The sequence below is a fragment of the Polaromonas sp. P1_F4 genome (genome assembly GCF_056405675.1).
Map to the genome: position 1 here is coordinate 181,173 of NZ_JBFUBP010000004.1, position 24,355 is coordinate 205,527.

A 24,355-nucleotide genomic window follows, 5' to 3' on the forward strand; every position below is an offset into this window, starting at 1 on the left:
TGCCGGCGGCTTGCGCTGGATGGCAGGGGGATGCTTCCTTACAATCAGTGCACGGCTGCCACGCTCTTTTCTGCCTGTGGCCTTTGGCTTTAATTTTGAGTGAGAACGCATGGCTATTTACCAATTGGACAAGCTGACCCCCACCGTTCCCGCCTCTGCCTGGGTGGCTGACAACGCCCAGGTGATTGGCGATGTGCGGCTTGGCGAAGACTGCAGCGTCTGGTTTGGCGTGGTGATCCGGGGCGACACTGAAACCATCACGGTGGGCCGGGGCACCAATGTCCAGGACAACAGCGTGCTGCATGCCGACATGGGCGTGCCCCTCACCCTCGGGGAAGATGTCACGGTGGGCCACCAGGTCATGCTGCACGGCTGTACCATCGGCGATGGCTCGCTGATCGGCATTCAGGCGGTTGTGCTCAATCACGCAAAGATCGGCAAGAACTGCCTCGTAGGCGCGGGCTCCGTGGTCACCGAAGGCAAGGAATTCCCGGATGGCTCCCTGATCATCGGCAGCCCGGCCAAAGCGGTGCGGCAGCTTTCCCCCGAGCAGATCGAGGGTTTAAAAATGATCGCGAAGCACTATATAGACAATGCCCAGCGCTACAAGGCCGGGCTCAAGAAAATCGCCTGAGCACCCAGAATGACCAAACTACCCAATACATGCAGAGCGCTAACGTCAGGGCTCCCCTTCCAGCTGGGGCCGCGGAACTGGCTTCGCCAGGCCGCAGGCGCAGCGGCCCCCTCGGGGGGCAGGGAGCTACACGAAGTGAGCGACCGTGGGGGCCTGTTTAATGTCTGAGTTGCATAAATTCATCTTTGAAGGCCTGCCGGTGCGCGGCATGCTGGTTCGCCTGACCGACTCCTGGCAGGAAATCCTCAAGCGCAGACAGGCGGCCGGCGGCTACCCGGCCGAGGTCATGCAGCTGCTGGGAGAAATGACCGCCGCAGGTGCACTGATGCAGAGCAACATCAAGTTCAACGGTGCGCTCATTCTCCAAATCTTCGGCGACGGCCCGGTCAAACTGGCCGTGGCCGAGGTTCAGCCCGACCTGAGCTTGCGCGCCACCGCCACGGTGACGGGTACGGTCGATGCGGGCAGCTCACTGAGCCAGCTGGTCAACGTGAGCAACCAGGGGCGCTGCGCGATCACGCTGGACCCCAAGGACAAGTTGCCGGGACAGCAGGCTTATCAGGGTGTGGTGCCGCTTTTTGGCGATCAGCGCGAGAAGATTGAGAACCTGGCGGAAGTGCTTGAGCATTACATGCTGCAAAGTGAGCAGCTCGACACCAAACTGATTCTTGCCGCCGACGGCAAGGTGGCTACCGGCCTGCTGATCCAGCGGCTGCCGGTCAAAGGCCAGGGGAACCTTGAAGGCCAGATTGATCGGGACGCCAATGAAGACCAGATCGGCGTCAATGAAGACTACAAACGTATTGCCATGCTGGCCGGCACGCTCAAGCGCGAAGAGCTTTTAACCCTCGATGCCGACACGATCCTGCGTCGCCTTTTCTGGGAAGAGCAGGTCACCCGGTTTGAACCCGCCACCCCCAGTTTTGCCTGCAGCTGTTCGCGCGACCGTGTGGGCAACATGCTGCGCAGTCTGGGTACAGACGAAATCGAAAGCATCATTTCCGAACGCGGCAAGGTCGCGGTTGGGTGCGAATTTTGCGGCGCACAGTATGAATTTGACCCGGTGGATGCGGCGCAGCTTTTCACCAGCCAGACCAACCAGCAGCCACCCACGTCCACCGTGCAATAGTTTCGTGGGCCGCGCTGCGGCAGGGCAATGCCTCAAGCGGTTGCTGCAGCGCGCTCCGCCAGCAGGTCGCTGAGCAGGCGGTGCTCACAAGCAGGATCGCTGCACTTTTCGCAGACCCACACCCAGGCCTTCCTGCTTTTTTGGGGGCTTGGTGTCGCGCCGGGCGTGCTTCGGGTGAAAGTCGGGGCACGGGGCCGCAGGCTTTGCGCGGCCTCCAGCGCCCGGGCAAGGCGCTGCTCTGCGGTTCCGTACATGACGCGATAGGGAATGCCCGCGTGCGACAGGGCTGCACGAATCGACTGGTCGGCGCTGTGTTGATGTTGCCGGCGTTCATCGGCCGTTGTGGTCGCCTGCGCTTCTTCCAGTCCCATGAGCAGCGTCAGCCCAAAGCTGGGGAGGTCGGCAGGAAGGGACGCGGCATCGGTCACGGCTACGGTGGCTTCGTGCCCCGAGATTTTCAGGGCGCAGTCCAGCGCAGCGGCAAGCTGCCTCTTTCCGGTAAGTGGGGCGCCGGTAACGGCAATTTTCAGCACGGACACTTTCGCAGGCTGGATACCAGGGCTTACTTGGTCACCTGCACGAAGATTTCATTCGGCTTGACCATTCCGAGCTCGATCCGGGCTTTTTCTTCGACCATTTCGAGGCCTTCCTTGAGATCCCGGACTTCTGCTGAAAGCTGGTCATTGGCGGCCTGTGCCTGGGTGTTTTTGGCTAGCTGTTCGGTCAGCCGGTGCTGCATGTCGCGCACGCTGGGAATGCTGCCCCGGCCGATCCAGAGTTGCGCGTGGAATATGGCCAGGAGCGCAATCAGGATGGCGGGGACGAGTCGGGTTCCCACGTGCAGGCAGGCCTTTAGCGGAGATTGTAAAAGGCCGCGCGGCCTGGGTAGGACGCGATGTCGCCCAAGTCTTCTTCGATGCGCAGCAGCTGGTTGTACTTGGCCATGCGGTCCGAACGCGAGAGCGAGCCCGTCTTGATCTGGCCGGCATTGGTGCCCACGGCGATGTCGGCGATGGTGGAGTCTTCGGTTTCGCCCGAGCGGTGGCTGATGACGGCGGTGTAGCCGGCGCGTTTGGCCATCTCGATGGCGGCAAAGGTCTCGGTCAGCGTGCCGATCTGGTTGATCTTGATCAGGATGGAGTTGGCAATCTGCTTGTCGATGCCTTCCTTGAGGATCTTGGTGTTGGTGACAAACAGGTCGTCGCCGACCAGTTGCACTTTTTTACCCAGGCGTTCGGTCAGGGTCTTCCAGCCGTCCCAGTCGCCTTCGGCCATGCCGTCTTCGATGCTGATGATGGGGTATTTGTCGACCCAGGTGGCCAGGATGTTGGTCCATTCGGTGGCGTCCAGGCTCAGGCCTTCGGCACCCAGGACGTATTTACCGTCTTTGTAGAACTCCGACGCTGCGCAATCGAGGCCCAGGGCAATTTGCTCACCGGCCACATAACCAGCGGCGTCGATGGCCTCCAGGATCATCTGGATGGCCGATTCGTGGTTGGCCACATTGGGTGCAAAGCCGCCTTCGTCGCCGACGGCCACGCTCATGCCCTTGTCGTGCAGAATTTTCTTGAGGGCATGGAAGACTTCGGCACCGTAACGCACGGCTTCGCGAAAGCTGGGCGCGCCGACAGGAATGATCATCAGCTCCTGCAGGTCCAGGTTGTTGTTGGCGTGCGCACCGCCGTTGACCACGTTCATCATGGGAACGGGCATCTGCATGGCGCCGCTGCCACCGAAATAACGATACAGGGGCAGGCCGGCTTCTTCAGCCGCCGCGCGTGCCACGGCCATGCTGACAGCCAGCGTGGCGTTGGCGCCCAGGCGCGATTTGTTGTCGGTGCCGTCCAGGTCGATCAGCGTGCGGTCCAGGAAGGCCTGTTCGCTGGCGTCCAGGCCCAGCACGGCTTCGGAGATTTCGGTGTTGATGTGTTCGACGGCCTTGAGCACGCCCTTGCCGAGGTAGCGCGACTTGTCGCCGTCGCGCAGCTCGATGGCTTCACGCGAACCGGTGGACGCGCCCGAAGGCACTGCAGCACGGCCCATGACGCCGGATTCCAGCAGCACGTCGCACTCAACGGTAGGGTTGCCACGGCTGTCGAGAATTTCGCGGCCGACGATATCAACAATTGCGCTCATTAGGTTCCTTTTTTGTGGAGAGAGGGGTCAGACCGGGGCGGCAACGCCTTCGACCAGCACCATATTGAAAAACTCGGTGGCGCCAGCACGCTTGGCACGTACGGCACGGTACATCTCGTCGTCGTAAAAGGCCTTGGCCTTCTCGTAGCTGGGGAAGCGCAGCATGGCGATGCGTGCAGGTTGCCAGTTGCCTTCCAGCGTCTCAAACTTACCCCCGCGCACCAGATATTCGCCCCCAGCGGCCGCCACCGTGGCGGGCGCGGCAGCCATGTACTGCTTGTACTGCTCGGGATCGGTGATCTTCATGTCGACGATGATGTAGGCGGGTGTCATGGCTTGTCTGGTGTTCGTGGTTGAGTATTGGTTCAGGCGCTGAAGCTGTTTTCGAGGAAGCCGTTTTTCTTGGTGACGCGGTCCAGTTCGAGCAGCGTTTCCAGCAAGGCCTTCATGTGCTTGAGCGGCACGGCGTTGGGGCCGTCGCACAAGGCCTTGGCCGGGTCCGGGTGGGTTTCCATGAACAGGCCAGAGACGCCGACGGCCACCGCGGCACGCGCCAGCACCGGCACCATCTCGCGTACCCCGCCGCTGCTGGTGCCCTGGCCGCCGGGCAGCTGCACCGAGTGGGTCGCGTCAAACACGACCGGCGCGTTGGTCTCGCGCATGATGGCCAGGCTACGCATGTCGCTGACCAGGTTGTTGTAGCCAAAGCTGGCGCCGCGTTCGCAGGCCATGAAGTTGTCTTCCGGCAGACCGGCCGCCTTGACGGCCGCGCGCGCCTTGGTGATGACGTTCTTCATGTCGCCCGGGGCCATGAACTGGCCCTTCTTGATATTGACCGGCAGACCGGACAGCGCGACGGCGTGGATGAAGTCGGTCTGGCGGCACAGCAGGGCCGGTGTTTGCAGCACATCGACCACCTTGGCGACCTGGGCGATCTGGTCTTCGGAGTGGATGTCGGTCAGTACCGGCACGCCAATTTCTTTTTTGACCTTGGCCAGAATCTCCAGTCCTTTCTCAGTGCCCAGTCCGCGAAAGGCCGTCTCGCTGGTGCGATTGGCCTTGTCGAAGCTGCTTTTGAAGATGAAGGGAATGCCCAGCGAAGCGGTAATTTCCCTCAGCGTGCCGGCAGTGTCCATCTGCAACTGCTCGGACTCCACCACGCAAGGGCCGGCGATGAGGAAGAAAGGTTGGTTCAGGCCAATATCAAATCCGCAGAGTTTCATGGTCAGGCTACCGCCTTGAGAGGCTTGGCGGCAGCTTTCGGGTCCTGGCCTGCCGTGGCGCGCTGTTTGAGTACGGCCGCGATATAGGCATTGAACAGCGGGTGGCCGTCCCAGGGCGTGGACTTGAACTCGGGGTGGAACTGCACGCCGACAAACCAGGGGTGGACGTCCTGCGGCAGCTCGACGATCTCGGTGAGTTGCTCGCGTTGGGTCAGCGCGGAGATGACCAGGCCCGACGCACGCAGGGCGTCGAGGTAGTTGACGTTGGCTTCATAGCGGTGGCGATGGCGCTCCGTCACCACGTCACCATAAATCTTGTGGGCCAGCGTGCCGGCTGCGACGTCCGAGCTTTGCGCGCCCAGGCGCATGGTGCCGCCCAGGTCGGATTTGGCATTGCGTGTCTTGATCGTGCCGTCGGCGTCTTTCCACTCGGTGATCAGCGCGATCACCGGGTGCGGGGTGGCGGGGTCGAACTCGGTGCTGTTGGCATCCTTGAGGCCGGCAACGTGGCGCGCGAATTCGATGGTCGCTACCTGCATGCCCAGGCAGATGCCGAGGTAGGGCATCTTTTGCTCACGGGCGAAGCGGGCCGCGCAGATCTTGCCTTCGACACCGCGAATGCCGAAACCGCCGGGCACCAGGATGCCGTCAAAGCGGGCCAGGCGCGAGACGTTGTCCGGCGTGATGGTTTCGGAGTCGACATATTCGATGACTACCTTGGCATGGTTTTTCATGCCGGCGTGGCGCAGGGCTTCGTTGAGCGACTTGTAGCTGTCGGAGAGGTCGACGTACTTGCCGACCATGGCGATATGCACTTCGGTCTGCGGATGCTCGGTCTCGTAGACCAGGTCGTCCCAGCGCTTGAGGTTGGCCGGTGGCGTGTTCAGGCGCAGCTTGTCGCAGATCAGGCCGTCCAGGCCCTGTTCGTGCAGCATGCGGGGCACTTTGTAAATGGTGTCGACGTCCCACATCGAGATCACGCCCCACTCGGGAACGTTGGAGAACAGCGAGATTTTTTCGCGCTCTTCGTTGGGAATGCGGCGGTCGGCACGGCACAGCAGCACGTCGGCCTGGATGCCGATTTCACGCAATTGCTTGGCGGTGTGCTGGGTCGGCTTGGTTTTGAGTTCGCCGGCTGCCGCGATCCAGGGCACATAGCTCAGGTGAACGAAGGCGGTGTTGTTGGCACCCAGGCGCAGGCTCATCTGGCGCACGGCTTCCAGGAAGGGCAGGGACTCGATGTCGCCGACGGTACCGCCGATTTCCACGATCGCGACGTCGACCGCGTCTGCCGTTTCATAGCCGGCGCCGCGCTTGACGAATTCCTGGATTTCGTTGGTGACGTGCGGGATGACCTGCACGGTCTTGCCCAGGTAGTCGCCACGGCGTTCTTTCTCAAGCACGCTTTTGTAGATCTGGCCGGTCGTGAAGTTGTTGGCCTTGCGCATGCGCGTTTCGATGAAGCGCTCATAGTGGCCGAGATCCAGGTCGGTTTCGGCGCCGTCGTCGGTGACAAAAACCTCGCCATGCTGAAAGGGCGACATGGTGCCCGGATCCACATTCAGGTAGGGATCGAGCTTGATTAAAGTGACTTTGAGGCCTCGCGATTCGAGGATCGCAGCTAAGGAGGCTGAGGCGATTCCCTTGCCCAGGGAAGACACCACACCGCCGGTGACGAAGACAAATTTGGTCATGTCAGGTACGAACCGCAAGTTCGTAGAGGTGGTAAACGGAGATTATACGGGTTGCCCGCCGGGTTACCTCTTGCAGGGGATACTGAATTTCAGCCCAAAGCTGTTCGGGCTTGCACGGTGGCTCGCAGCCCACGTAAGGCCGGCCGGTGTTGACCAAGCAAGCAGGGGCCGCGGAACCGGCTTTGCCGGGCCGCAGGCGCAGCGGCCCCCTCGGGGGGCAGCGCATTACGCGAAGCGAAAAGCGTGGGGGCCTTTCCTCCAACTGAGATACATTGCGGAACATGACGAATCAAGTGAATTCCATGGGAAGCGGCCCGAACGGCAATGAAGCCCTGGACCTGGCCGGCAAACACATCGTGCTGGGCCTGTCGGGCGGCATTGCCTGCTACAAGGCCGCTGAACTGTGCCGGGCGCTGATCAAGGCGGGTGCCACGGTGCAGGTGGTCATGACCGAAGCTGCCGAGCAGTTCATCACGCCCGTCACCATGCAGGCCCTGAGCGGACGGCCGGTCTACACCAGCCAGTGGGACAGCCGTGAAGCGAACAACATGGCGCACATCAACCTGTCGCGCGAATCCGATGCGATCCTGGTTGCGCCCATGAGCGCCGATTTCATGGCCAAGCTGCTTCATGGGCGCGCCGACGACCTGCTGAGCCTGATGTGCCTGGCCCGGCCTATCGACAAGGTTCCGTTGCTGGTGGCGCCGGCCATGAACCGTGAGATGTATGCGCACCCGGCGACCCAGCGCAATTTTGTGCAGCTGGCCGGTGATGGCGCCACGGTGCTGGGCGTGGGGAGTGGTTTCCAGGCTTGCGGCGAGACCGGCGACGGACGCATGCTGGAGCCTGAGCAGATTCTCGAAGACCTGATTGCCTTCTTTGCGCCCAAGGTCCTGGCCGGGCAGCATGTGCTGGTCACGGCCGGCCCGACCTATGAGGCCATAGATCCCGTGCGCGGCATCACCAACCTGTCGAGCGGGAAAATGGGTTTTGCCATTGCGCGGGCTGCGCACGAAGCAGGGGCTGAGGTCACCCTTGTTGCGGGTCCGGTCGGGCTGCCCACGCCACGCGGGGTCACTCGCATCGACGTCAAATCCGCACAAAATATGCTCGAAACCGTTACAGGACGTGCGCAGGCAGCTACTATTTTTATAGCAACGGCGGCCGTCGCCGACTGGCGGCCGGCAGCGCCTTCAACGCAGAAGATCAAGAAAGACGGCTCCGGCCAGACGCCGCAGCTGGTGTTTACCGAAAACACGGACATCCTGGCCACTGTCGCGCAATCACCGGCCGCCCAGGCCGGCCGGCTGTTTTGCGTGGGCTTTGCGGCTGAAAGCCATGACCTGGCCGGCAACGCCGGGGCCAAGAGGCTGCGCAAAAAAGTGCCGCTGCTGGTCGGAAACATCGGCCCCGACACGTTCGGGCAGGACCACAATGCGCTGTTGCTGGTAGATGCGCAGGGCAGCACCGCGCTGCCCCGGGCCTCCAAGCTCTCGCTGGCGCGCCAGCTGGTGGCAGAGATCGCAACCCGGATGGCGGCGCCCTCCAGCGGGAAAGCGGCTGCACCATGAACCTTCCCTCGAACACGCCGCCTGACGGCGATTTCGTCAGCTATGTGGAACGCCTGACAAACGCGAACGCGCCAGGCGTCCATAAAGACCGGCTTGAGCCGCAAGACAAGATTTCGCTCCGCGCCCCGTCTTCGGCGAGCACCGCGACGCCCCCGTCCAAACCCGTGGCCGTCGTGGCCACCGGCGCCGCCTTTCTAACCCACGTCAAATGGGTCGTCATCCTGTGGATCGCAACGCAGGTGCTGTCCGAGGTGGTGCCCGGCGCCGGGTTCCTGTTTCTGCCCGCGCTGCTGGTGTACGGGGCGTGGGCGGTCTTCCAGGCCAACCGTCATTCATCCGGCGCACTGGTGCAGCGCCTGCGTGAGCTCGCCCGGCAAGCAGCCGAAGAAGCCCGGAAAAATCAACTACCCAAGAAAAAATAGTTCATGCAAATCGACGTCAAAATTCTCGACCCCCGCCTTCAGGGCAACCTTCCCGCCTACGCAACGCCCGGCAGCGCCGGCCTGGACCTGCGTGCCTGTCTCGACACGCCGCTCACGCTGGCCGCCAACGCCTGGCAACTGGTACCGACCGGCATTGCCATTTACCTGCACAACCCCGGCTATGCCGCGCTCATCCTGCCGCGCTCGGGGCTGGGCCACAAGCACGGCATCGTGCTGGGCAATCTGGTGGGCCTGATCGACAGTGATTACCAGGGGCAACTGATGGTCAGTGCCTGGAACCGCAGCGACGTACCGTTCACCATTGAGCCGATGGAGCGGATCGCCCAACTGATGATCGTGCCCGTGGTGCAGGCGCAGTTCAATGTAGTGGCGGAATTTCCCGCCAGTGAGCGTGGCGAAGGCGGGTACGGCTCCACGGGAAAAGCCTGAAACTGCTGCCGCGCTGGCAGGTAGCGGAATCGAACAGGGGAGGGTGTTTTCCTACAGCCCTTGCAACACGGCTCCCACGCCGCGACAGCTTCAAACCCCACTCTGTATTTGCTGCTGCATGCCCTTAATGGGTCATGGGAGTCTCCGCGCTCCTGGTATCGGCTTCCCGTTAGCGAGAAGCCGATGCCAGACCGGGGATCTCATGAACTTATTAACAGGAGAGACTCATGCAAAACACATTCCGCTTTATTTCCTCGGCTTCCGCTGTGCTGGCACTGGTGGGCTTGGCTGCTTGCGCGCCCATGAGCCCCAGCGGCGATTCGTCCTACCCGGCCACCACTTCAACCTATCCCGCTTCTTCGTCCTACCCTGCCAATCAGCAGAATGCTTACGTTGAGTACGGACGGGTTATCAATGTGGAAGCCATCCAGACTACGGAAAAAGGCCGCGGCTCAGGCGTCGGTGCTGTCCTGGGCGGTGTGGCGGGTGCTGTGGTGGGTCACCAGATCGGTGGCGGCAGCGGCAAGGATGCGGCAACCGTGGTGGGTGCAGTGGGCGGTGCGGTGGCCGGTAACGCCATTGAAAAGAACCGCAACGCGACCATTCGTGAGAGCTATCGCGTCTCGGTGCAACTGGACAATGGCAGCTCACGCGCCTACGACGTCCCCAGTTACGGCAACCTTCGCGTGGGAGACCGCGTGAAGATTGAAAACGGCCAGATCAACCGGATCATGTAAAGCTGCGGTTCCTCCGCATTTGAAGAGCCGGCTACTCCCGCAGGGGATGGCCGGCTTTTTTACGCCTGGAATTGCACGCGTCTCAGTGCAGCGTGCCGCTTCCCGGTGTGATCGGTTCGAGTTTGAAAAAACCGGTGCCAAGCGATCCCTGGCCGATTTCCTCTTCGCTGGCTTCGCGCACGGCTTCAACCCTGAGGTTCAACCGGATGGCGATGCCCGCAAGGGGATGGTTGCCATCGAGTACGACGTGATCGGGGTAGATCTCGGTCACCGTGTAAATATGATCATGAGGCGCTTGCCCGCTGCTTCCTGGCGGAAGGGCCATGCCGTCGAAGGTCATGCCTTCTTCCAGTTCGGCGGGAAAAATCTTGCGGGGTTCGAGGAAAACCAGGTTCTCGTCGTAGTCACCGAAGGCGTTTTCGGGCTCAAGGTGCAGCTCAAGCTTCTCTCCGGCTTCATGGCCTTGCAGTGCCTCCTCGATCTTCGCGAGGAGGTCATCGCCGCCGAGTAAAAACTCGATGGGTTCGTCCAGCTCGTCCAGCACATCGCCCAGAGTGTCTTTCAGCGTCCATGTCAGGGCTACGACGCATTGCGGGGTGATTTTCATCCGACAATTGTCCCATGGATGTAAATCAATCTCTAGAGCTCCTCGCCGGCCTGAGCCCGGCGCAATTCATGCGCCGGCACTGGCAAAAAAAGCCGCTTCTCATCCGCCAGGCGCTGCCGGGGCTGCAACCTGTGCTCAGCCGCGCAGCACTGTTCAGGCTCGCGGCGCGTGAGCAAGTCGAGTCCCGGCTGATCGTCCAGCAGCCCAAGGGATGGCGGATGAAACAGGGGCCTTTTGCCGCGCGAAGCCTCCCGCCGCTGGGCCAGAAAGCCTGGACCTTGCTGGTGCAGGGGGTGGACCTGCATGACGCCGGCGCGCATGCGCTGTTGCAGAAGTTCCGCTTTGTGCCCGACGCCCGGCTCGACGACCTGATGATTTCGTTTGCCACGCCCGGCGGCGGCGTTGGGCCGCACTTTGACAGCTATGACGTGTTCCTGTTGCAGGCCAGCGGCCGGCGGCGCTGGAAGATCGGTCGGCAGAAAGACCTGATGCTGCAGGAAGGCGTACCGCTGAAAATCCTCCAGAATTTTGTTCCTGAAGAAGAGTTTGTGCTGGAAGCGGGCGACATGCTCTACCTGCCTCCGCGCTATGCCCACGACGGCATTGCCGAAGCGTCGGTGCAGGGCGACGGGAAACCGGCAGACTGCATGACGTATTCCATTGGGTTCAGGGCGCCTGCGCAGGGCGAGCTGGCCGCGGAACTGCTGCATCGTCTGGCCGAATTCACGGAGGACGACAGCCATGACGGCGACGAATCTGCTGCGGGCGAAGTGGGCCGCCGCCAGGCTCCGCCCCGCTTGTACCGTGATGCGGGCCAGCTGGCCACCCCCACGCCGGCGGCCATGCCGGTAGAGCTCACCGCCTTTGCCGGCCAGGCGGTTCTGGACGCGTTGAAAGATCCCCTGGCCGTGGCTTGCGCTCTGGGCGAATATATGACCGAACCCAAGCCCTCGGTATGGTTCGACGAGGCGGAGGGCGAGTGGGATGCCGATGCGGCGCGGCAGGGGAGTGCCGGCGTGCATCTCGACACACGCACGCGGATGATGTATGACAGCGACCATGTGTTTATCAATGGCGAAAGTTATCGCGCCAAAGGCGCCGATGCTGCCCTGATGCACCGTCTGGCCGATCAGCGCAGCCTGGCCCCCCGGGAGCTGCGCAAGGCTGGCGCATCGGCCATCGCGCTGCTGGGCGACTGGCATGACGCGGGCTGGCTGCGGCAGACGCTGCCTGCACGAGACGACTGACCTGCTTGCCAAACAGCCTGGAGACGTTTTATGGATACGGAAAAAACCAGTTCTGCCCTGCCGCCCGCCTTGCTGGAAGGCCGGTTTACCGGCCGCAGCGATTTCACAGAGTTGATCAGGCAGTCGCTTTCAGCGGCAGCCGCACAGGGTTGGCGCGAAATCATCGTGTGCGATCCCGATTTCGAAGACTGGCCCCTGGGAGAACGTGCAGTCGTTCAGGCGCTGAATGATTGGTCCATGACGGGCCGGAAATTCACGATGCTGGCCAAAAACTACGATGAAGTGGTCAGGCGGCACGCCCGGTTCGTCACCTGGCGGCGTACCTGGGCGCACATTGTGGAATGCCGCGCTAATACATCGGGCGCAGCGGACGATATGCCCAGCGCCTTGCTCGGCCCCGGCTGGGTCTTTGAGCGGCTGGATGTGCAGCGCTGCACTGGCATTGCCGGCTCTGAGGTTGCCAGGCGGGTGGCGTTGAGGGAGCGAGTCAATGAGCGTTTGCTGAAAAGTTCGCCGTCGTTCCCCGCCACTACGCTGGGGCTTTGAGGCGGGCATTTTTGCGTCTGAGGGCGCTACAGGCCTGTAAAGGCTGGCTTAGGGTTTTCCGGCTTGCGTTCCCATTTGTAATATCCGGCATATAATTTAAAGCTGGGTAGAAAGAGCTCGAGTCCTTTCCCCGGTCAAAAATAACTTGAATTCCGGTTTGGGTTTTCTTTTGGCAATTTCCGGAAATTGTTTTCTTAAATATCATCAAGGATCGTAAAAATGAACAAGTCACTCGTTTTGGCAGCTATCGTTGCCGCTGTTGCTCTGGCTGCTTGCGGCAAGAAAGAAGAAGCTCCAGCACCGGCACCAGCTCCAGTTGCTGCACCAGCTCCAGCTCCTGCTGCTGACGCATCGGCTCCTGCCGCTGCCGCATCCGCACCAGCATCGGCACCTGCTGCTGACGCCGCTGCCGCTGCAGCCGCTGCTACCGCCGCTCCAGCCAGCGCTGCGAAGTAAATCTTCAGCGAGTCGAAAAAAGCCGCCGTGAGGCGGCTTTTTTTATGGGCGCTTGTTTGCCGCCATGGCCGGCATGCACCCGCGCTGCAGGGTCCACGACGCTTTTTCAGATATGGATCCAGCGTGTGCCGACGTCGGGCCTGGCCACAATGATGTCTTCCGCGTCCCAACCCACGGCTGCGGCTATCAGCTCTTGCACCAGCTCCGGCCGGTTGTTTTGCGCGCTGAGATGGGCTGCCACCAGGTGGCGTAGCCCGTGATGCATGACGCCGCGGGCGACATCCGCAGCGGCCGTATTGGAGAGATGTCCATATTGACCGCCTACACGCCGCTTCAGGAACGCGGGGTAGGACGATTGGGCGAGCATGTCGGAATCGTGGTTGCACTCCAGCATCAGGGCATTGCAGCCGTCCAGGTGTTCCAGGACATGCGAAGTGGCATGACCGAGATCAGTGAGGATGCCCAGCTTTGCCGATCCGTCGGTGCAGCTCAGTTGCAGAGGTTCCCGGGCGTCGTGGGGCACCGTAAAAGGCGTCAGCTGCATGCCGCCGAGGTCAATGGCCTTCCCGTCGCGCGCCTTGTGCAGTAGCCCGTCAAAATCCGGTGCCCCTATGCCTGCGTGGGTGCCATGGCTCATCCAGACCGGGATCCGGTAGCGAAGCGACAGTGACCGGGCGCAGCCGATGTGGTCACCGTGCTCATGGGTGATGAACACGGCATGGATGTCTTCGGGTTGCAGGCCCGCCTCACCGAGCCTGTAGAGCAGGTGCTTGAGCCCCAGCCCGCAGTCGACAAGAATGCGAAGCGGCGTGATTCCCGACGCTTCAACCAGTGTGGCATTGCCTGAACTGCCACTGCCCAGGCTTTTGAACCTCAACACACCGGTATGGAATCGTCAGTCGGGATGAACAGGGTCACGAACCGGGATTTACCTCAGATCGTCGGCAATCACCTGGATGATGCGCTGGGCATTGGCCGACGCTTCAGGCGCACCCTGGGCATTGAGAACCGACACCGTGGTGCTTTCACCCTGGCTCTTGACGGCGATGCGGTACTTCAACGGCGGCACAGCGGCTGGCGAGCCGCTGAACAGCTTGCTGAAGAAGCCGGGCTCGGTTTTGTTCACGATAGGCTCGACGTAGCGCACGAAGTAGGTCCCCTGGCTGCGGTCGCGGTCTTCAACCGTGAAGCCGGTGCGGTCCAGCGCCAGGCCGACGCGGCGCCATGCACGTTCAAAGCCCTCGTCGATCTGCACGACGGGCTGGCTGTTGACAGTGGCGATCCGCGAGGTTTGTTTGTTCGCACCGGCGGCCACCAGGGCCTTCGATTGCTCTTGCGTGACACCCAGCTTGACCATCAGGCGGCGCAGGAATTCGGCTTCCAGTTCCGGGTCGGCAGGGCGGGGTTGCCACATGGTGCTGTCGCCGCCGGAAGAGCCGGCCTTGACGCCCGTCAGCACCTCGACCATGCCGCGGTGGCTGACATAGATTTCCGTGCCGCCATCAGCGCGGCGCTCCAGCCGTGTGCGGAATTTGTCGCGCTCACCGGTGGAGTACAGGCTGTCGAATACTTTGCCGATGGTGTTGCGGATGAAATCCTGCGGGAGCTTGGCGCGGTTTTCAGCGTAATCGGTTTCCATGATGCCGAGGTTTTCCTGATCCTGGGACAGCAGGAAGCCGCTCTCCAGCCAGAAATCACGCACGGGTGTCCAGAGCTTGTCTGCCGGCCGGTTCACCACCAGCCAGCGCTGGGTACCTGCGCGCTCGATGCGAACGTCGCCCACGGTCACTGCGGCTGTCTGCACGGCCTGGGTTGGCTGGCCCACCTGGTAGCTGCTGGCGGACACCGCGGTGCCGGGCACCACATAACGGGTTTCGCGGCTCAGTTGTGTCAGGTCGGGAGGGACCGCCAGGGAAGGAGCTTTGGCGCCGCTGCTTTTGTAGTCGACGCGTTCGCCTTCCATCACATCCCTGATGGAGGAGCAGCCGGCGAGCAGACCGAGGGCAACCAGTGCAGACACGGTTGCGGCGCTCCGGGCTTTGGAAAATGCAGGATGTGTTGGCAATATCTTCACTTGGGTTCCCTTAAAAATCAGATCAGGCAAATCAGACCAGGCCGCAGATGCGCAAGGCGCTTTCCACGGCGGCTTCGTTCGATGTTTCCAGCGGCGTCATCGGCAGGCGCAGTGTGCCGCCGCAAAGGCCCATCCGGGCCATGGCCCACTTGACGGGAATGGGGTTGGCTTCGACAAACAGGTTTCGATGCAGCGGCAGCAATTTAAGTTGCAGCTCCATGGCGCGGCGGGCATCGCCGGCCACGGCGGCCACGCACAGCTCGTGCATGAGGCGGGGCGCTACGTTGGCTGTCACGCTGACATTGCCCTGGCCGCCGCAAAGCATCAGCGCTACGGCGGTCGGGTCGTCGCCTGAATACACGGCAAAGCCCTTGGGCACTTCCTTGATCAGCCACTGGGCACGCTCGATGTTGCCGGTGGCTTCCTTGATGCCGACAATGCCGGGCACCTGGGCCAGGCGCAGCACGGTGGCGTGCGCCATATCGGCGACGGTGCGGCCGGGCACGTTGTAAAGCACGGTGGGGAGGTCGCCAACCGCTTCCGCAATCGCCTTGAAGTGCCGGTACTGGCCTTCCTGGGTGGGCTTGTTGTAATAGGGAACGACCTGCAACTGGCAGTCCGCGCCGACGCCTTTGGCAAATTTGGCAAGCTCAATGGCTTCGGCCGTTGAGTTGGCGCCGCAGCCGGCCATGATCGGCACGCGCTTTTTGGCCTGCTCAACCGACACCCGGATGATTTCGCAATGTTCTTCGACATTGACGGTTGGGGATTCGCCGGTTGTGCCGACCACACCGATGCAGTCGGTCCCTTCGGCAATGTGCCAGTCAACCAGCTTGCGCAGGGTGGGGTAATCTACGCTGCCGTCTTCGTGCAAGGGCGTTGCCAATGCAACGATGCTGCCAGTAATGGGTTTCATGCTCTGCTTGTAAACGTTCGCGGCCATGCAGGTATCTGGGGTGTTCCGGCCTGAACAGCTTCAAGCCGGCCCCGGAAAAGGCCAATCCTGCATTCTACCCAGAGCCTAGGTCAGTCTATAGCGGGGTGGACCCCCCTCTGCGGTATGAAGGGGGGCGGATAAACCCGCAGTCGCGGCTGATTCGCGGACGGCGGTGATGCGCTGGACAAAGCGCGGCGGACGCTCCTCAAAACCCTCCTCGAAGGCCACCACCTTCAGGCCCTGGCAGACCTGCAGCAATTCACCGGGACGCAGCAAAAAGTCGGGGCGCGAGGGTTTGCCTACCGTTTCATTGCCCTGCGTAAAAGTTTCGTAAATCAGCACGCCACCCGGCGCCAGGCTGGCCAGTAGCGTGGGCAGGAGCGGCCGCCACAGGTAATTGGTGACGATGACTGCCTCAAACTGTCGTCCTTCAAAGGGCCAGGGGCCTTCCTCAATGTCGGCCACCACGGCTTCAACGGTTTGGGTTGAGCGCGCTGGAAGGGCGGTTGCTATAAATTCGATAGCTGCTTGCGCACGATCCACAAGGGCCAGAGGGTGATTTCGTTCATAAAACCAGCGGGCATGGCGGCCGTAGCCGCAGGCCACGTCCAGCACCACGCCACGCTCTGGCACCAGGTGCGACCAGCGCTGCACCCAGGCGGAGGGCGGTTCCATGCCGTGCGTATTGTTCTCCATCAGTAGGGTTTTACGTCATCTTTGAGCGCTGCCAGCGCCATCGCTTCAACCCGGCCGGGTGCGATCAGCTTGAGCCAGCGGCCCAGCTTGCCCTTGGCCGTCATGACGACTTCGCGGTCGCGGCGCTCCATACCCTGCACGATCAGCCGTGCGCATTCTTCCACGCTCATGGCGTCGTCTTCTTTCAGGCCGCTGGCACCGGCTGCCTCACCGGCCGCGTTGAAGCCGCGGTAGCGGATGCGGGTGGCCACCACGCCCGGATAGGCCGTTGTTACGCTGACGCCGGCCGTTTTCAGCTCGGCGCGCAATGCCTCGAAGAAGCCCGTCATGGCGAATTTGGTGGCGCTGTAGGCTGTGCGGCCCGGCACGCCGATCAGGCCTGCCAGGCTGGAGACAGCCACGATGCTGCCGTGGCGCACTTTTAAGTAAGGCAGGGCGGCATGGGTGCACCAGACGCTGCCCCAGAGGTTGATGCGCATCAACTGTTCGTACCAGGCCAGGTCCTGGGCCTTGACGTCTTCAAAAAGGGCTTGCGCCGACATGCCTGCGTTGTTGATCAAGGCATCGATTTGCCCGAACCGTCCGATGGCGGCGGCCACCAGCTGGCGGCATTGGTCTTCTTGCGATACATCGGTTTTGACGGCCAGGGTCAACGCCCCATGGGCAACGCATTGGCCCGCAACCTCATTGAGCAGTGCTTCATTGCGCGCGGCCAGCACCAGCGCCACGCCGGCGCCGTGGGTTTTGGCCAATTGCCGCGCCATTTCAGCGCCTATGCCGTCAGAGGCTCCGGTAATTACTATTGTTTTCATAGCTGCTTGCGCCCGTCCTGATTGGGCCGCAGCCCAAAACACAGATAAAACCCCTGGGCAGGGCCTTGCGCTAGAAGCAGGCCCAGACCTGGTTGGCGAGTGTGAACAGGAAATCAGGCCGTGTGTAGAGGGCAAACACCCCCAGCGACGCGATGATTGCGAGCGCCCACAGGCCGATCCTTTTGGCCATGTCAGGCCCCTTGGGGCACGGCCGCGCGTGCAATCGGTGATTCACGCACCGGCAGGTTCACCAGCGCGGCAAACACGCCCAATGCAATCGCGATGTACCAGACGATGTCGTAGCTGCCCGTGCGGTCATATAAGTAGCCGCCCAGCCAGACGCCCAGGAAGGAGCCGATCTGGTGGCTGAAGAAGATAAAGCCGCCCAGCATCGACAAGTGCTGGATGCCGAAGATCTGCGCCACGACGGCGTTGGTCGGCGGGATGGTCGACAGCCACAGCAGGCCCATCAGGCTGGCAAAGATGTAAACGCTCAGGGGGCTGAGCGGCGCCGCCAGGAACACGGCGATCACGATGGCGCGGGATAAATAAATCGTCGCCAGGATCTTGCGCTTGGCAATTTTCTGGCCCAGCGAGCCCGCAATATAGGTGCCGAACACATTAAAGAGGCCGATCAGCGCCAGCGCATAACTGGCCACCTGGGGAGACAGGCCCTTGTCCTTGAGGTAGCTGGGCATGTGCACGCCGATGAACACCACCTGGAAGCCGCAGACAAAATAGCCCGCCATCAATAATTGAAAGCTCGGGTACTTGAAGGCTTCGCGCAGCGCCTGGACAATGGTCTGCTCGCGTTTGGCAGGCTGCCCGCCGGTAAAACCGCCTTCGCGCAGGCCCAATGCCAGCGGCGCAATCAGCAGCACCGCGCCGCTCAGCACCAGCAAAGCCTCTTTCCAGCCCAGGCTGCTGATCAGCAAACCTTCGGTCGGCACCATCAGGAACTGGCCGAATGAGCCCGCCGCCGCGGCCACGCCCATGGCCCACGAGCGTTTGTCGGCCGAAATATTGCGCCCGATCACGCCGTAAATCACGGCATACGTGGTTCCGGCCTGTGCGGCGCCAATCAGCACGCCGGCTGTCAGGGTGAACAGGAAACCGGTGGGCGACAAGGCCATGCCCACCAGGCCCAGCCCGTACAGCAGGGCACCGCCCACGATCACGCGGAAGGCGCCAAAGCGGTCGGCGGCCATGCCGGCGAAGATGCCGAACACCCCCCAGGACAGGTTTTGCACCGCCAGCGCAAAGGCAAAAGTCTCGCGCGTCCAGCCCTGCGCCTGGGTGATGGGCTGCAGCCAGAGGCCAAAACCATGACGAATGCCCATGGACAGCGTGACGATGGTGGCGCCGCAGATCAGCACCTGCAGCATGGAGAGTTTTTTGGTTTCGGTGGTCATGGACGGGCCGCCGCAAGCGGCGAAAAAAGAAAGGTCTGGAGCGGAAAACGCGCTGTCTGTCGACTGTAACGAAAATGGCAAAACACTGCCCGGGCCGCACTTCGTTCCGTGTCTCAAGCCAGGTTGGCTGTATGTTTATACAGTGACTTTGCCGGCCCCGACTACAATTGCGGCAATTCTTTCATCTGCCATGGCTGACAAACTACCCACCGAATATTCCGAAGGCTCGATCCGCGTGCTCAAGGGCCTGGAGCCCGTCAAGCAACGGCCGGGCATGTATACGCGCACCGACAACCCCTTGCACATCATCCAGGAAGTGCTGGACAACTCCGCCGACGAGGCCCTGGCCGGCTACGGCAAGAAGATCAAGGTCACGCTGCATACCGACGGCTCGGTCAGCGTGGATGACGACGGCCGTGGCGTTCCTTTCGGCCTGCACCCGGAAGAAAAGGTGCCGGTCATCGAGATCGTCTACACCCGGCTGCACGCGGGCGGCAAGTTCGACAAAGGCAAAGGCGGCGCCTACAGCTTCTCGGGTGGCCTGCATGGCGTCGGCGTGAGCGTGACCAATGCGCTGTCCAAGCGCCTGGAAGTCACCTCTTATCGTGAAGGTATGGTTGCCCACCTGGTGTTCTCGGGCGGCGATGTCATTGAAAAGCTGCACCTGCGCAAAAACGGCGAGGGCGACCGCAAGACGGGCACTACCGTCCGCGCCTGGCCCGATGCCAAATACTTTGAATCGGCCGCGCTGCCCATGGCCGAGCTCACGCACCTGCTGCGCAGCAAGGCGGTGCTGATGCCCGGCGTCACGGTGACGCTGACCAACGAGAAAACCAAAGACACCCAAACCTGGCTGTACAAAGGCGGCCTGCGTGACTACCTGATGCAGACGCTGACCGGCGACCCGGTGATCCCGATGTTCGAGGGCGAAGGTTTTGCCGATGCCTCGCACGAGAGTTTTGCCGAAGGCGAGGGTGCGCAGTGGTGCGTGGCCTTCACCGAAGAAGGCCAGCCGGTGCGCGAAAGCTACGTCAACCTGATTCCCACCAGCGCCGGCGGCACGCACGAAAGCGGCCTGCGCGATGGCCTCTTCAATGCCGTCAAGAGCTTTGTCGACCTGCATTCGCTGCTGCCCAAGGGCGTCAAGCTCTTGCCGGAAGACGTTTTTGCCCGCGCCAGCTATGTTCTGAGCGCCAAGGTGCTGGATCCGCAGTTCCAGGGCCAGATCAAGGAGCGCCTCAATTCACGCGACGCGGTGCGGCTGGTGTCCAGCTTTGTGCGGCCCACGCTGGAGCTTTGGCTTAACCAGCACGTCGATTACGGCCGCAAACTGGCCGAACTGGCCATCAAGGCTGCCCAAACCCGGCAGAAAGCCGGCCAGAAGGTCGAAAAACGCAAGGGCTCCGGTGTCGCCGTGCTGCCCGGCAAGCTCACCGACTGCGAAAGCCGGGACCTGGCGCACAACGAAGTCTTCCTGGTCGAGGGCGATTCGGCCGGCGGCAGCGCCAAGATGGGCCGCGACAAGGAAAGCCAGGCCATCCTGCCGCTGCGCGGCAAGGTGCTTAATACCTGGGAGGTCGAGCGCGACCGCCTGTTCGCCAACACCGAAATCCACGACATCGCCGTCGCTATCGGCGTTGATCCGCACGGCCCGAACGACACGCCCGACCTCTCCGGCCTGCGCTACGGCAAGGTTTGCATCCTGAGCGACGCCGATGTGGACGGCTCGCACATCCAGGTGCTGCTGTTGACCCTCTTTTTCCGCCACTTCCCCAAATTGATCGAATCGGGTAATGTGTATGTGGCCCGTCCCCCGCTGTTCCGGGTGGACGCGCCGGCCCGCGGCAAAAAGCCGGCATCCAAGGTGTATGCCCTTGATGAAGGCGAACTGACCGCCATATTGGACAAGTTACGCAAGGATGGCGTAAAGGAGGGGGCCTGGAGCATCAGCCGCTTCAAGGGCCTGGGCGAGATGAATGCGGAACAATTATGGGAAACCACACTCAATCCTGACACCCGCCGCCTGTTGCCCGTGCAACTGGGCAACCAGGATTTTCTGCAAACCGAGACGCTCATCACCAAGCTGATGGGCAAAGGCGAGGCCGCTGCGCGCCGCGAACTGATGGAGTTGCACGGTGACGCCGTGGAAATAGATATTTGATGGATTCTTTTTTGACGTTGTATTCAGCCTTGCCGCGCCTTGCTCGCCTGTTACGCGCGCTGGCCCTGCCCCTGGCCGTCCTTGGGCTGGCTACGCTGTTCGCGGCGCCGGCCCGGGCCGACATCTGGGGTTATGTGGACAAAGACGGCATTGCGCATTTTTCGGCTGTGCGGCTGGATGAGCGTTATGAACTTTTCTTTCGTGGCGCTGAAAGTTTCAGCGCAGGGGACAATGTTGCCAAAAGCGGCAAAGCCGTCGGTAACGGCGCCAACCGGGCCACCGGTGTGGCCAACGCGCCGCCCAAGCTGCTGGCTTACTTTGATGTGTCTCCCAACTACAAGGCCGTCAAGCACCTGCTCCGCGAGGCTTCTGCCAAGCATGGCATCGACTACGAACTGCTGCAGGCCCTGATCGCCACCGAATCCGGGTTCAACACCCAGGCCGTTTCGCCCAAGGGCGCGGTCGGGCTGATGCAGCTGATTCCGCCGACAGCGGAGCGCTACGGCGTGCGGGCCACCAAGGATTCCACCATCCACAAAAAGCTCACCGACCCCAAGACCAATATCCGGGCGGGCTCCAGCTACCTCAGCGACCTGATTGCCATGTTCCCCGGCCAGCTTGAACTCGCGGTCGCGGCCTATAACGCCGGCGAGGGCGCCGTGCAGCGTGCCGGCAACAAGATCCCCAATTACCCCGAAACCAAAAACTACGTCAAAACCGTGATGCAGCTTTATAACCACCTCAAGCCTCCCAGCATGATGGCGTCGTCCGGCCGTGTCCGCATGGAAATGATGGGCGGCGCAACCGGCCGCAGCAACATGGTGTCGCCCACTGTGGTCTCCACCGCTACGGCAGAGGCCCAGCCCGAGCAGAACTGAGGTCACAATGCGCCGTGTGTTCAGCCCGGCAGCCTGAAAAACGGCATTCCTTTTGTAACCCTGTGCCAGCCGCACCCGCGTGTGCCGGCATGCGTCACGCCACCTTACCCGCCAAGCCAAACTCAAGATGGATCTCTTTACACCGGACGCCGTAGCCCCTATTCCCGAACCCGCCGACCAGGATTCGCTGGCTGCGTACGCGCAGCGGGCTTACCTTGAATATGCGCTCAGCGTTGTCAAGGGCCGCGCCTTGCCTGACATTTGCGACGGCCAGAAGCCGGTGCAGCGCCGCATCCTGTACGCGATGCACCGGATGGGCCTGTCGTTCACCAACGCTGCGCCTGCGGGTCCGAAGGCGCGCAAAAGCGCCAAGGTGGTCGGCGATGTGCTGGGCAATTTCCACCCGCATGGAGATACTGCTGCTTACGATGCGCTGGTGCGGATGGCGCAGGATTTCAGCCTGCGCTATCCGCTGATCGACGGCCAGGGAAATTTCGGCAGCCGTGACGGCGACGGTGCGGCCGCCATGCGCTATACCGAAGCGCGCCTCAGTCCGATCGCGCGCCTGCTGCTTGACGAAATTGACGAGGGCACCGTCAATTTCATGCCGAACTATGACGGCACGACGGAGGAACCCAAGCTGCTGCCGGCACGCCTGCCGTTTGCGTTGCTCAACGGTGCCAGCGGCATTGCCGTAGGCCTGGCTACCGAAATCCCCAGTCACAACCTGCGCGAAGTGGCCGACGCCTGCGTGGCACTCATCAAGACGCCCAAGCTCAGCGACGAGGAGTTGTACACGCTGATCGCCGGGCCCGATTACCCGGGCGGCGGCCAGATTATTTCGAGCAGCGCGGAAATCGCAGCGGCTTACAAAACGGGCCGCGGTTCGCTCAAGGTGCGCGCCCGCTGGAAGATTGAAGAACTGGCGCGCGGCCAGTGGCAACTGGTGGTGCAGGAACTGCCGCCCGGCGTCAGCACCCAGCGCGTGCTGGAGGAAATCGAAGAGCTGACCAATCCCAAGATCAAGACCGGGAAAAAGGCCCTGAGCCAGGACCAGGTGCAGCTCAAGCAGACCATCCTGGCCGTGCTCGACGTGGTGCGCGACGAATCCAGCAAGGATGCCGCCGTGCGCCTGGTGTTCGAGCCCAAGACCAGCAAGATCAGCCAGTCCGAACTCATCAACACGCTGTTGGCCAACACCAGCCTGGAAAGTTCCTCGTCCATCAACCTGACCATGGTCGGGCTGGACGGCAGGCCGACGCAGAAAAACCTGCGGCAGATGCTGACCGAGTGGATCGAGTTTCGCCAGACGACGGTGCAGCGGCGCTCGCAATACCGGCTCGACAAGGTGCTGGCCCGCATCCATATCCTGGAAGGCCGGCAGCTGGTGCTGCTCAACATCGACGAGGTGATTGCCATCATCCGCCAGTCGGATGAACCCAAGGCTGCGCTGATTGCGCGCTTCAAGCTCACCGATATCCAGGCCGATGACATTCTCGACATCCGCCTGCGCCAGCTCGCACGGCTCGAAGCCATCAAGATCGAGCAGGAGCTCAAGACCCTGCGTGAAGAGCAGGGCAAGCTCGAGGAAATCCTCGGCAGCCCGGCCGCCTTACGCCGCCTGCTGGTCAAGGAAATTGAGGCCGACGCCAAGCAGTTCGCCGATGCGCGCCGCACGCTGATTCAGGCCGAGAAAAAGGCCGTACTCGAAGTCAAGGTGCTCGACGAACCGGTGACGGTGGTCATCAGTGACAAAGGCTGGGTGCGTGCGCGCAGCGGCCACGGCCACGACGCGGCGGGCTTCGCCTTCAAGGCGGGCGACGGGCTTTACGGTACCTTTGAGTGCCGCACCATCGACACGCTGCTGGCCTTCGGCTCACGCGGCCGCATTTATTCGGTGCCGGTGTCATTGCTGCCCGGCGCGCGTGGCGACGGCCAGCCGCTCACCACCCTGATCGACCTGGAGTCCGGCACGCAGCTGGTGCATTACTTCGCGGGCCCGGCCAACGCCGCATTGCTGCTGAGCGCCAGCGGCGGCTACGGCTTCCTCGCCACGGTCGAGAACATGACGTCGCGCCTCAAAGCCGGCAAGGCCTTTATCAGCTGCGCCGAAGGCGAAACCATTTGCAGGCCGTCGCATGCCGCCTTCAACAGCGGCGCCGCGCCTTTGGTGCCGGCCACGCATGTGGCTTGCGCCTCGACCGGCGGCCGCATCCTGACGTTCGAGATTGGCGAACTCAAGATGCAGGCCGCCGGCGGGCGCGGCCTGATGCTGATCGACCTTGAAGCCAAAGACACTTTGGCCGGTGCAGCCGCTTACACGCGCAGTGTGAAGATCGAAGGTATTGGCCGCGGCGGCAAGGCGCGCGAGGAAACGCTGGAAATCCGCAGCCTGAACAATGCCCGTGCGGCGCGTGCGCGCAAGGGCAAGGCGGCCGACCTGGGTTTCAAACCCACCGGCATCAGCCGCGTTGAGTAAAACTGACTGAAAGCCATAACTGGCGGGTGCAAGCAGCTATTGATTTGATAGCAA

The 24,355-nt window shown here is 62.2% G+C and carries 25 protein-coding genes; 12 read left to right on the forward strand and 13 right to left on the reverse strand.

Translation table 11 applies throughout. The features are described from left to right. Positions 1–109: 109 nt before the first annotated feature. Together AC1DYQ_RS10665 and hslO are read left to right on the forward strand one after the other, a co-directional pair. Positions 110–634: a gamma carbonic anhydrase family protein gene (locus AC1DYQ_RS10665; RefSeq protein WP_477686769.1), complete on the forward strand. Its 525-nt coding sequence runs from the start codon at positions 110–112 to the stop codon at positions 632–634. 160 nt (positions 635–794) lie between these two features. Next, positions 795–1,763 (forward strand): Hsp33 family molecular chaperone HslO, encoded by a 969-nt coding sequence (gene hslO / locus AC1DYQ_RS10670; RefSeq protein ID WP_477646843.1) that lies wholly within the window; start codon positions 795–797, stop codon positions 1,761–1,763. Positions 1,764–1,795: 32 nt separating this feature from the next. Here hslO and AC1DYQ_RS10675 read toward each other — a convergent pair whose 3' ends face one another. From AC1DYQ_RS10675 to AC1DYQ_RS10700, 6 genes are read right to left on the reverse strand one after another with little or no spacing between them, the layout of a single operon-like run. Further along, positions 1,796–2,302, reverse strand: a complete 507-nt coding sequence (locus AC1DYQ_RS10675) for a hypothetical protein (RefSeq protein WP_477686770.1) — start codon at positions 2,300–2,302, stop codon at positions 1,796–1,798. A 23-nt stretch (positions 2,303–2,325) separates the two neighbouring features. Beyond that, a complete protein-coding gene (locus AC1DYQ_RS10680) occupies positions 2,326–2,601 on the reverse strand; it encodes a septum formation initiator family protein (RefSeq protein ID WP_477686771.1) in 276 nt (91 codons plus the stop codon). Between the two features lie 14 nt (positions 2,602–2,615). Continuing rightward, on the reverse strand, positions 2,616–3,899 hold the full coding sequence (gene eno, locus AC1DYQ_RS10685; RefSeq protein WP_477646840.1) for a phosphopyruvate hydratase: 1,284 nt from the start codon (positions 3,897–3,899) through the stop codon (positions 2,616–2,618). A gap of 27 nt (positions 3,900–3,926) precedes the next feature. Further along, a complete protein-coding gene (locus tag AC1DYQ_RS10690; protein WP_431097123.1) occupies positions 3,927–4,232 on the reverse strand; it encodes a DUF1330 domain-containing protein in 306 nt (101 codons plus the stop codon). Positions 4,233–4,264: 32 nt separating this feature from the next. Continuing rightward, the gene (kdsA, locus tag AC1DYQ_RS10695; RefSeq protein WP_477686772.1) at positions 4,265–5,122 is read right to left on the reverse strand and encodes a 3-deoxy-8-phosphooctulonate synthase; all 858 of its coding nucleotides are present in this window, start codon (positions 5,120–5,122) and stop codon (positions 4,265–4,267) included. Positions 5,123–5,124: 2 nt separating this feature from the next. Then, complete coding sequence (locus AC1DYQ_RS10700; RefSeq protein WP_477686773.1) at positions 5,125–6,816, reverse strand: CTP synthase; 1,692 nt, start codon at positions 6,814–6,816, stop codon at positions 5,125–5,127. A 281-nt stretch (positions 6,817–7,097) separates the two neighbouring features. On the opposite strand from AC1DYQ_RS10700, the gene coaBC reads away from it, so the two are divergent. The 4 genes from coaBC (at position 7,098) to AC1DYQ_RS10720 (ending at position 9,996) form a co-directional block, all read left to right on the forward strand. Next, complete coding sequence (gene coaBC, locus AC1DYQ_RS10705; protein WP_477686774.1) at positions 7,098–8,387, forward strand: bifunctional phosphopantothenoylcysteine decarboxylase/phosphopantothenate--cysteine ligase CoaBC; 1,290 nt, start codon at positions 7,098–7,100, stop codon at positions 8,385–8,387. After that, positions 8,384–8,809 carry a hypothetical protein gene (locus AC1DYQ_RS10710; protein WP_477686775.1) on the forward strand — a complete coding sequence of 142 codons (426 nt, stop codon included), beginning with the start codon at positions 8,384–8,386 and terminating at the stop codon, positions 8,807–8,809. Before coaBC ends, AC1DYQ_RS10710 begins: the two co-directional genes overlap by 4 nt. Before the next feature lie 3 nt (positions 8,810–8,812). After that, positions 8,813–9,259 carry a dUTP diphosphatase gene (gene dut, locus AC1DYQ_RS10715; protein ID WP_477686776.1) on the forward strand — a complete coding sequence of 149 codons (447 nt, stop codon included), beginning with the start codon at positions 8,813–8,815 and terminating at the stop codon, positions 9,257–9,259. A gap of 227 nt (positions 9,260–9,486) precedes the next feature. After that, positions 9,487–9,996: an outer membrane lipoprotein gene (locus AC1DYQ_RS10720; RefSeq protein ID WP_477646834.1), complete on the forward strand. Its 510-nt coding sequence runs from the start codon at positions 9,487–9,489 to the stop codon at positions 9,994–9,996. A gap of 82 nt (positions 9,997–10,078) precedes the next feature. Here AC1DYQ_RS10720 and AC1DYQ_RS10725 read toward each other — a convergent pair whose 3' ends face one another. Continuing rightward, on the reverse strand, positions 10,079–10,603 hold the full coding sequence (locus AC1DYQ_RS10725) for an FKBP-type peptidyl-prolyl cis-trans isomerase (RefSeq protein WP_477686777.1): 525 nt from the start codon (positions 10,601–10,603) through the stop codon (positions 10,079–10,081). Between the two features lie 14 nt (positions 10,604–10,617). Between AC1DYQ_RS10725 and AC1DYQ_RS10730 the strand changes: the two genes are divergently transcribed. The 3 genes from AC1DYQ_RS10730 to AC1DYQ_RS10740 all read left to right on the forward strand — a co-directional run bounded on the left by AC1DYQ_RS10730 (position 10,618) and on the right by AC1DYQ_RS10740 (position 12,852). Further along, a complete protein-coding gene (locus AC1DYQ_RS10730) occupies positions 10,618–11,850 on the forward strand; it encodes a JmjC domain-containing protein (protein ID WP_477686778.1) in 1,233 nt (410 codons plus the stop codon). A gap of 30 nt (positions 11,851–11,880) precedes the next feature. After that, entirely contained in the window at positions 11,881–12,396 is a 516-nt protein-coding gene (locus AC1DYQ_RS10735; protein WP_477686779.1) for a hypothetical protein, read from the forward strand. A gap of 219 nt (positions 12,397–12,615) precedes the next feature. Next, positions 12,616–12,852, forward strand: a complete 237-nt coding sequence (locus AC1DYQ_RS10740; RefSeq protein WP_477646831.1) for a hypothetical protein — start codon at positions 12,616–12,618, stop codon at positions 12,850–12,852. Positions 12,853–12,958: 106 nt separating this feature from the next. On the opposite strand, the gene AC1DYQ_RS10745 is transcribed toward AC1DYQ_RS10740, so the two are convergent. From AC1DYQ_RS10745 to AC1DYQ_RS10770, 6 genes are all read right to left on the reverse strand, one after another. After that, positions 12,959–13,732, reverse strand: a complete 774-nt coding sequence (locus tag AC1DYQ_RS10745) for an MBL fold metallo-hydrolase (protein ID WP_477686780.1) — start codon at positions 13,730–13,732, stop codon at positions 12,959–12,961. A 48-nt stretch (positions 13,733–13,780) separates the two neighbouring features. Then, the gene (gene bamC, locus AC1DYQ_RS10750; protein WP_477686781.1) at positions 13,781–14,926 is read right to left on the reverse strand and encodes an outer membrane protein assembly factor BamC; all 1,146 of its coding nucleotides are present in this window, start codon (positions 14,924–14,926) and stop codon (positions 13,781–13,783) included. A 31-nt stretch (positions 14,927–14,957) separates the two neighbouring features. Next, positions 14,958–15,842, reverse strand: a complete 885-nt coding sequence (gene dapA, locus AC1DYQ_RS10755; protein ID WP_457278927.1) for a 4-hydroxy-tetrahydrodipicolinate synthase — start codon at positions 15,840–15,842, stop codon at positions 14,958–14,960. A gap of 105 nt (positions 15,843–15,947) precedes the next feature. Next, positions 15,948–16,559 (reverse strand): class I SAM-dependent methyltransferase, encoded by a 612-nt coding sequence (locus AC1DYQ_RS10760; RefSeq protein WP_477686782.1) that lies wholly within the window; start codon positions 16,557–16,559, stop codon positions 15,948–15,950. Beyond that, the gene (locus AC1DYQ_RS10765; RefSeq protein WP_477686783.1) at positions 16,559–17,371 is read right to left on the reverse strand and encodes an SDR family oxidoreductase; all 813 of its coding nucleotides are present in this window, start codon (positions 17,369–17,371) and stop codon (positions 16,559–16,561) included. Before AC1DYQ_RS10765 ends, AC1DYQ_RS10760 begins: the two co-directional genes overlap by 1 nt. 191 nt (positions 17,372–17,562) lie before the next feature. Next, positions 17,563–18,783, reverse strand: a complete 1,221-nt coding sequence (locus tag AC1DYQ_RS10770) for an MFS transporter (RefSeq protein WP_477686784.1) — start codon at positions 18,781–18,783, stop codon at positions 17,563–17,565. Between the two features lie 190 nt (positions 18,784–18,973). Here AC1DYQ_RS10770 and AC1DYQ_RS10775 point away from each other — a divergent pair, with 190 nt between their 5' ends. The 3 genes from AC1DYQ_RS10775 (at position 18,974) to parC (ending at position 24,301) form a co-directional block, all read left to right on the forward strand. Beyond that, positions 18,974–20,944, forward strand: a complete 1,971-nt coding sequence (locus AC1DYQ_RS10775) for a DNA topoisomerase IV subunit B (protein ID WP_477686785.1) — start codon at positions 18,974–18,976, stop codon at positions 20,942–20,944. Further along, complete coding sequence (locus tag AC1DYQ_RS10780; protein ID WP_477686786.1) at positions 20,944–21,822, forward strand: lytic transglycosylase domain-containing protein; 879 nt, start codon at positions 20,944–20,946, stop codon at positions 21,820–21,822. The genes AC1DYQ_RS10775 and AC1DYQ_RS10780 overlap by 1 nt, the downstream gene beginning before the upstream one ends. A 127-nt stretch (positions 21,823–21,949) precedes the next feature. Continuing rightward, complete coding sequence (gene parC, locus AC1DYQ_RS10785) at positions 21,950–24,301, forward strand: DNA topoisomerase IV subunit A (protein WP_477686787.1); 2,352 nt, start codon at positions 21,950–21,952, stop codon at positions 24,299–24,301. Positions 24,302–24,355 lie beyond the last annotated feature (54 nt).

Bases quoted from the DNA above. Each gene is read 5' to 3' on its own strand.
- AC1DYQ_RS10665 (WP_477686769.1), top strand. From the start codon at position 110: ATGGCTATTTACCAATTGGACAAGCTGACCCCCACCGTTCCCGCCTCT.
- hslO (WP_477646843.1), top strand. From the start codon at position 795: ATGTCTGAGTTGCATAAATTCATCTTTGAAGGCCTGCCGGTGCGCGGC.
- eno (WP_477646840.1), bottom strand. From the start codon at position 3,899: ATGAGCGCAATTGTTGATATCGTCGGCCGCGAAATTCTCGACAGCCGT.
- AC1DYQ_RS10690 (WP_431097123.1), bottom strand. From the start codon at position 4,232: ATGACACCCGCCTACATCATCGTCGACATGAAGATCACCGATCCCGAG.
- kdsA (WP_477686772.1), bottom strand. From the start codon at position 5,122: ATGAAACTCTGCGGATTTGATATTGGCCTGAACCAACCTTTCTTCCTC.
- AC1DYQ_RS10700 (WP_477686773.1), bottom strand. From the start codon at position 6,816: ATGACCAAATTTGTCTTCGTCACCGGCGGTGTGGTGTCTTCCCTGGGC.
- coaBC (WP_477686774.1), top strand. From the start codon at position 7,098: ATGACGAATCAAGTGAATTCCATGGGAAGCGGCCCGAACGGCAATGAA.
- AC1DYQ_RS10710 (WP_477686775.1), top strand. From the start codon at position 8,384: ATGAACCTTCCCTCGAACACGCCGCCTGACGGCGATTTCGTCAGCTAT.
- dut (WP_477686776.1), top strand. From the start codon at position 8,813: ATGCAAATCGACGTCAAAATTCTCGACCCCCGCCTTCAGGGCAACCTT.
- AC1DYQ_RS10720 (WP_477646834.1), top strand. From the start codon at position 9,487: ATGCAAAACACATTCCGCTTTATTTCCTCGGCTTCCGCTGTGCTGGCA.
- AC1DYQ_RS10725 (WP_477686777.1), bottom strand. From the start codon at position 10,603: ATGAAAATCACCCCGCAATGCGTCGTAGCCCTGACATGGACGCTGAAA.
- AC1DYQ_RS10730 (WP_477686778.1), top strand. From the start codon at position 10,618: ATGGATGTAAATCAATCTCTAGAGCTCCTCGCCGGCCTGAGCCCGGCG.
- AC1DYQ_RS10735 (WP_477686779.1), top strand. From the start codon at position 11,881: ATGGATACGGAAAAAACCAGTTCTGCCCTGCCGCCCGCCTTGCTGGAA.
- AC1DYQ_RS10740 (WP_477646831.1), top strand. From the start codon at position 12,616: ATGAACAAGTCACTCGTTTTGGCAGCTATCGTTGCCGCTGTTGCTCTG.
- dapA (WP_457278927.1), bottom strand. From the start codon at position 15,842: ATGAAACCCATTACTGGCAGCATCGTTGCATTGGCAACGCCCTTGCAC.
- AC1DYQ_RS10760 (WP_477686782.1), bottom strand. From the start codon at position 16,559: ATGGAGAACAATACGCACGGCATGGAACCGCCCTCCGCCTGGGTGCAG.
- AC1DYQ_RS10765 (WP_477686783.1), bottom strand. From the start codon at position 17,371: ATGAAAACAATAGTAATTACCGGAGCCTCTGACGGCATAGGCGCTGAA.
- AC1DYQ_RS10770 (WP_477686784.1), bottom strand. From the start codon at position 18,783: ATGACCACCGAAACCAAAAAACTCTCCATGCTGCAGGTGCTGATCTGC.
- AC1DYQ_RS10775 (WP_477686785.1), top strand. From the start codon at position 18,974: ATGGCTGACAAACTACCCACCGAATATTCCGAAGGCTCGATCCGCGTG.
- AC1DYQ_RS10780 (WP_477686786.1), top strand. From the start codon at position 20,944: ATGGATTCTTTTTTGACGTTGTATTCAGCCTTGCCGCGCCTTGCTCGC.
- parC (WP_477686787.1), top strand. From the start codon at position 21,950: ATGGATCTCTTTACACCGGACGCCGTAGCCCCTATTCCCGAACCCGCC.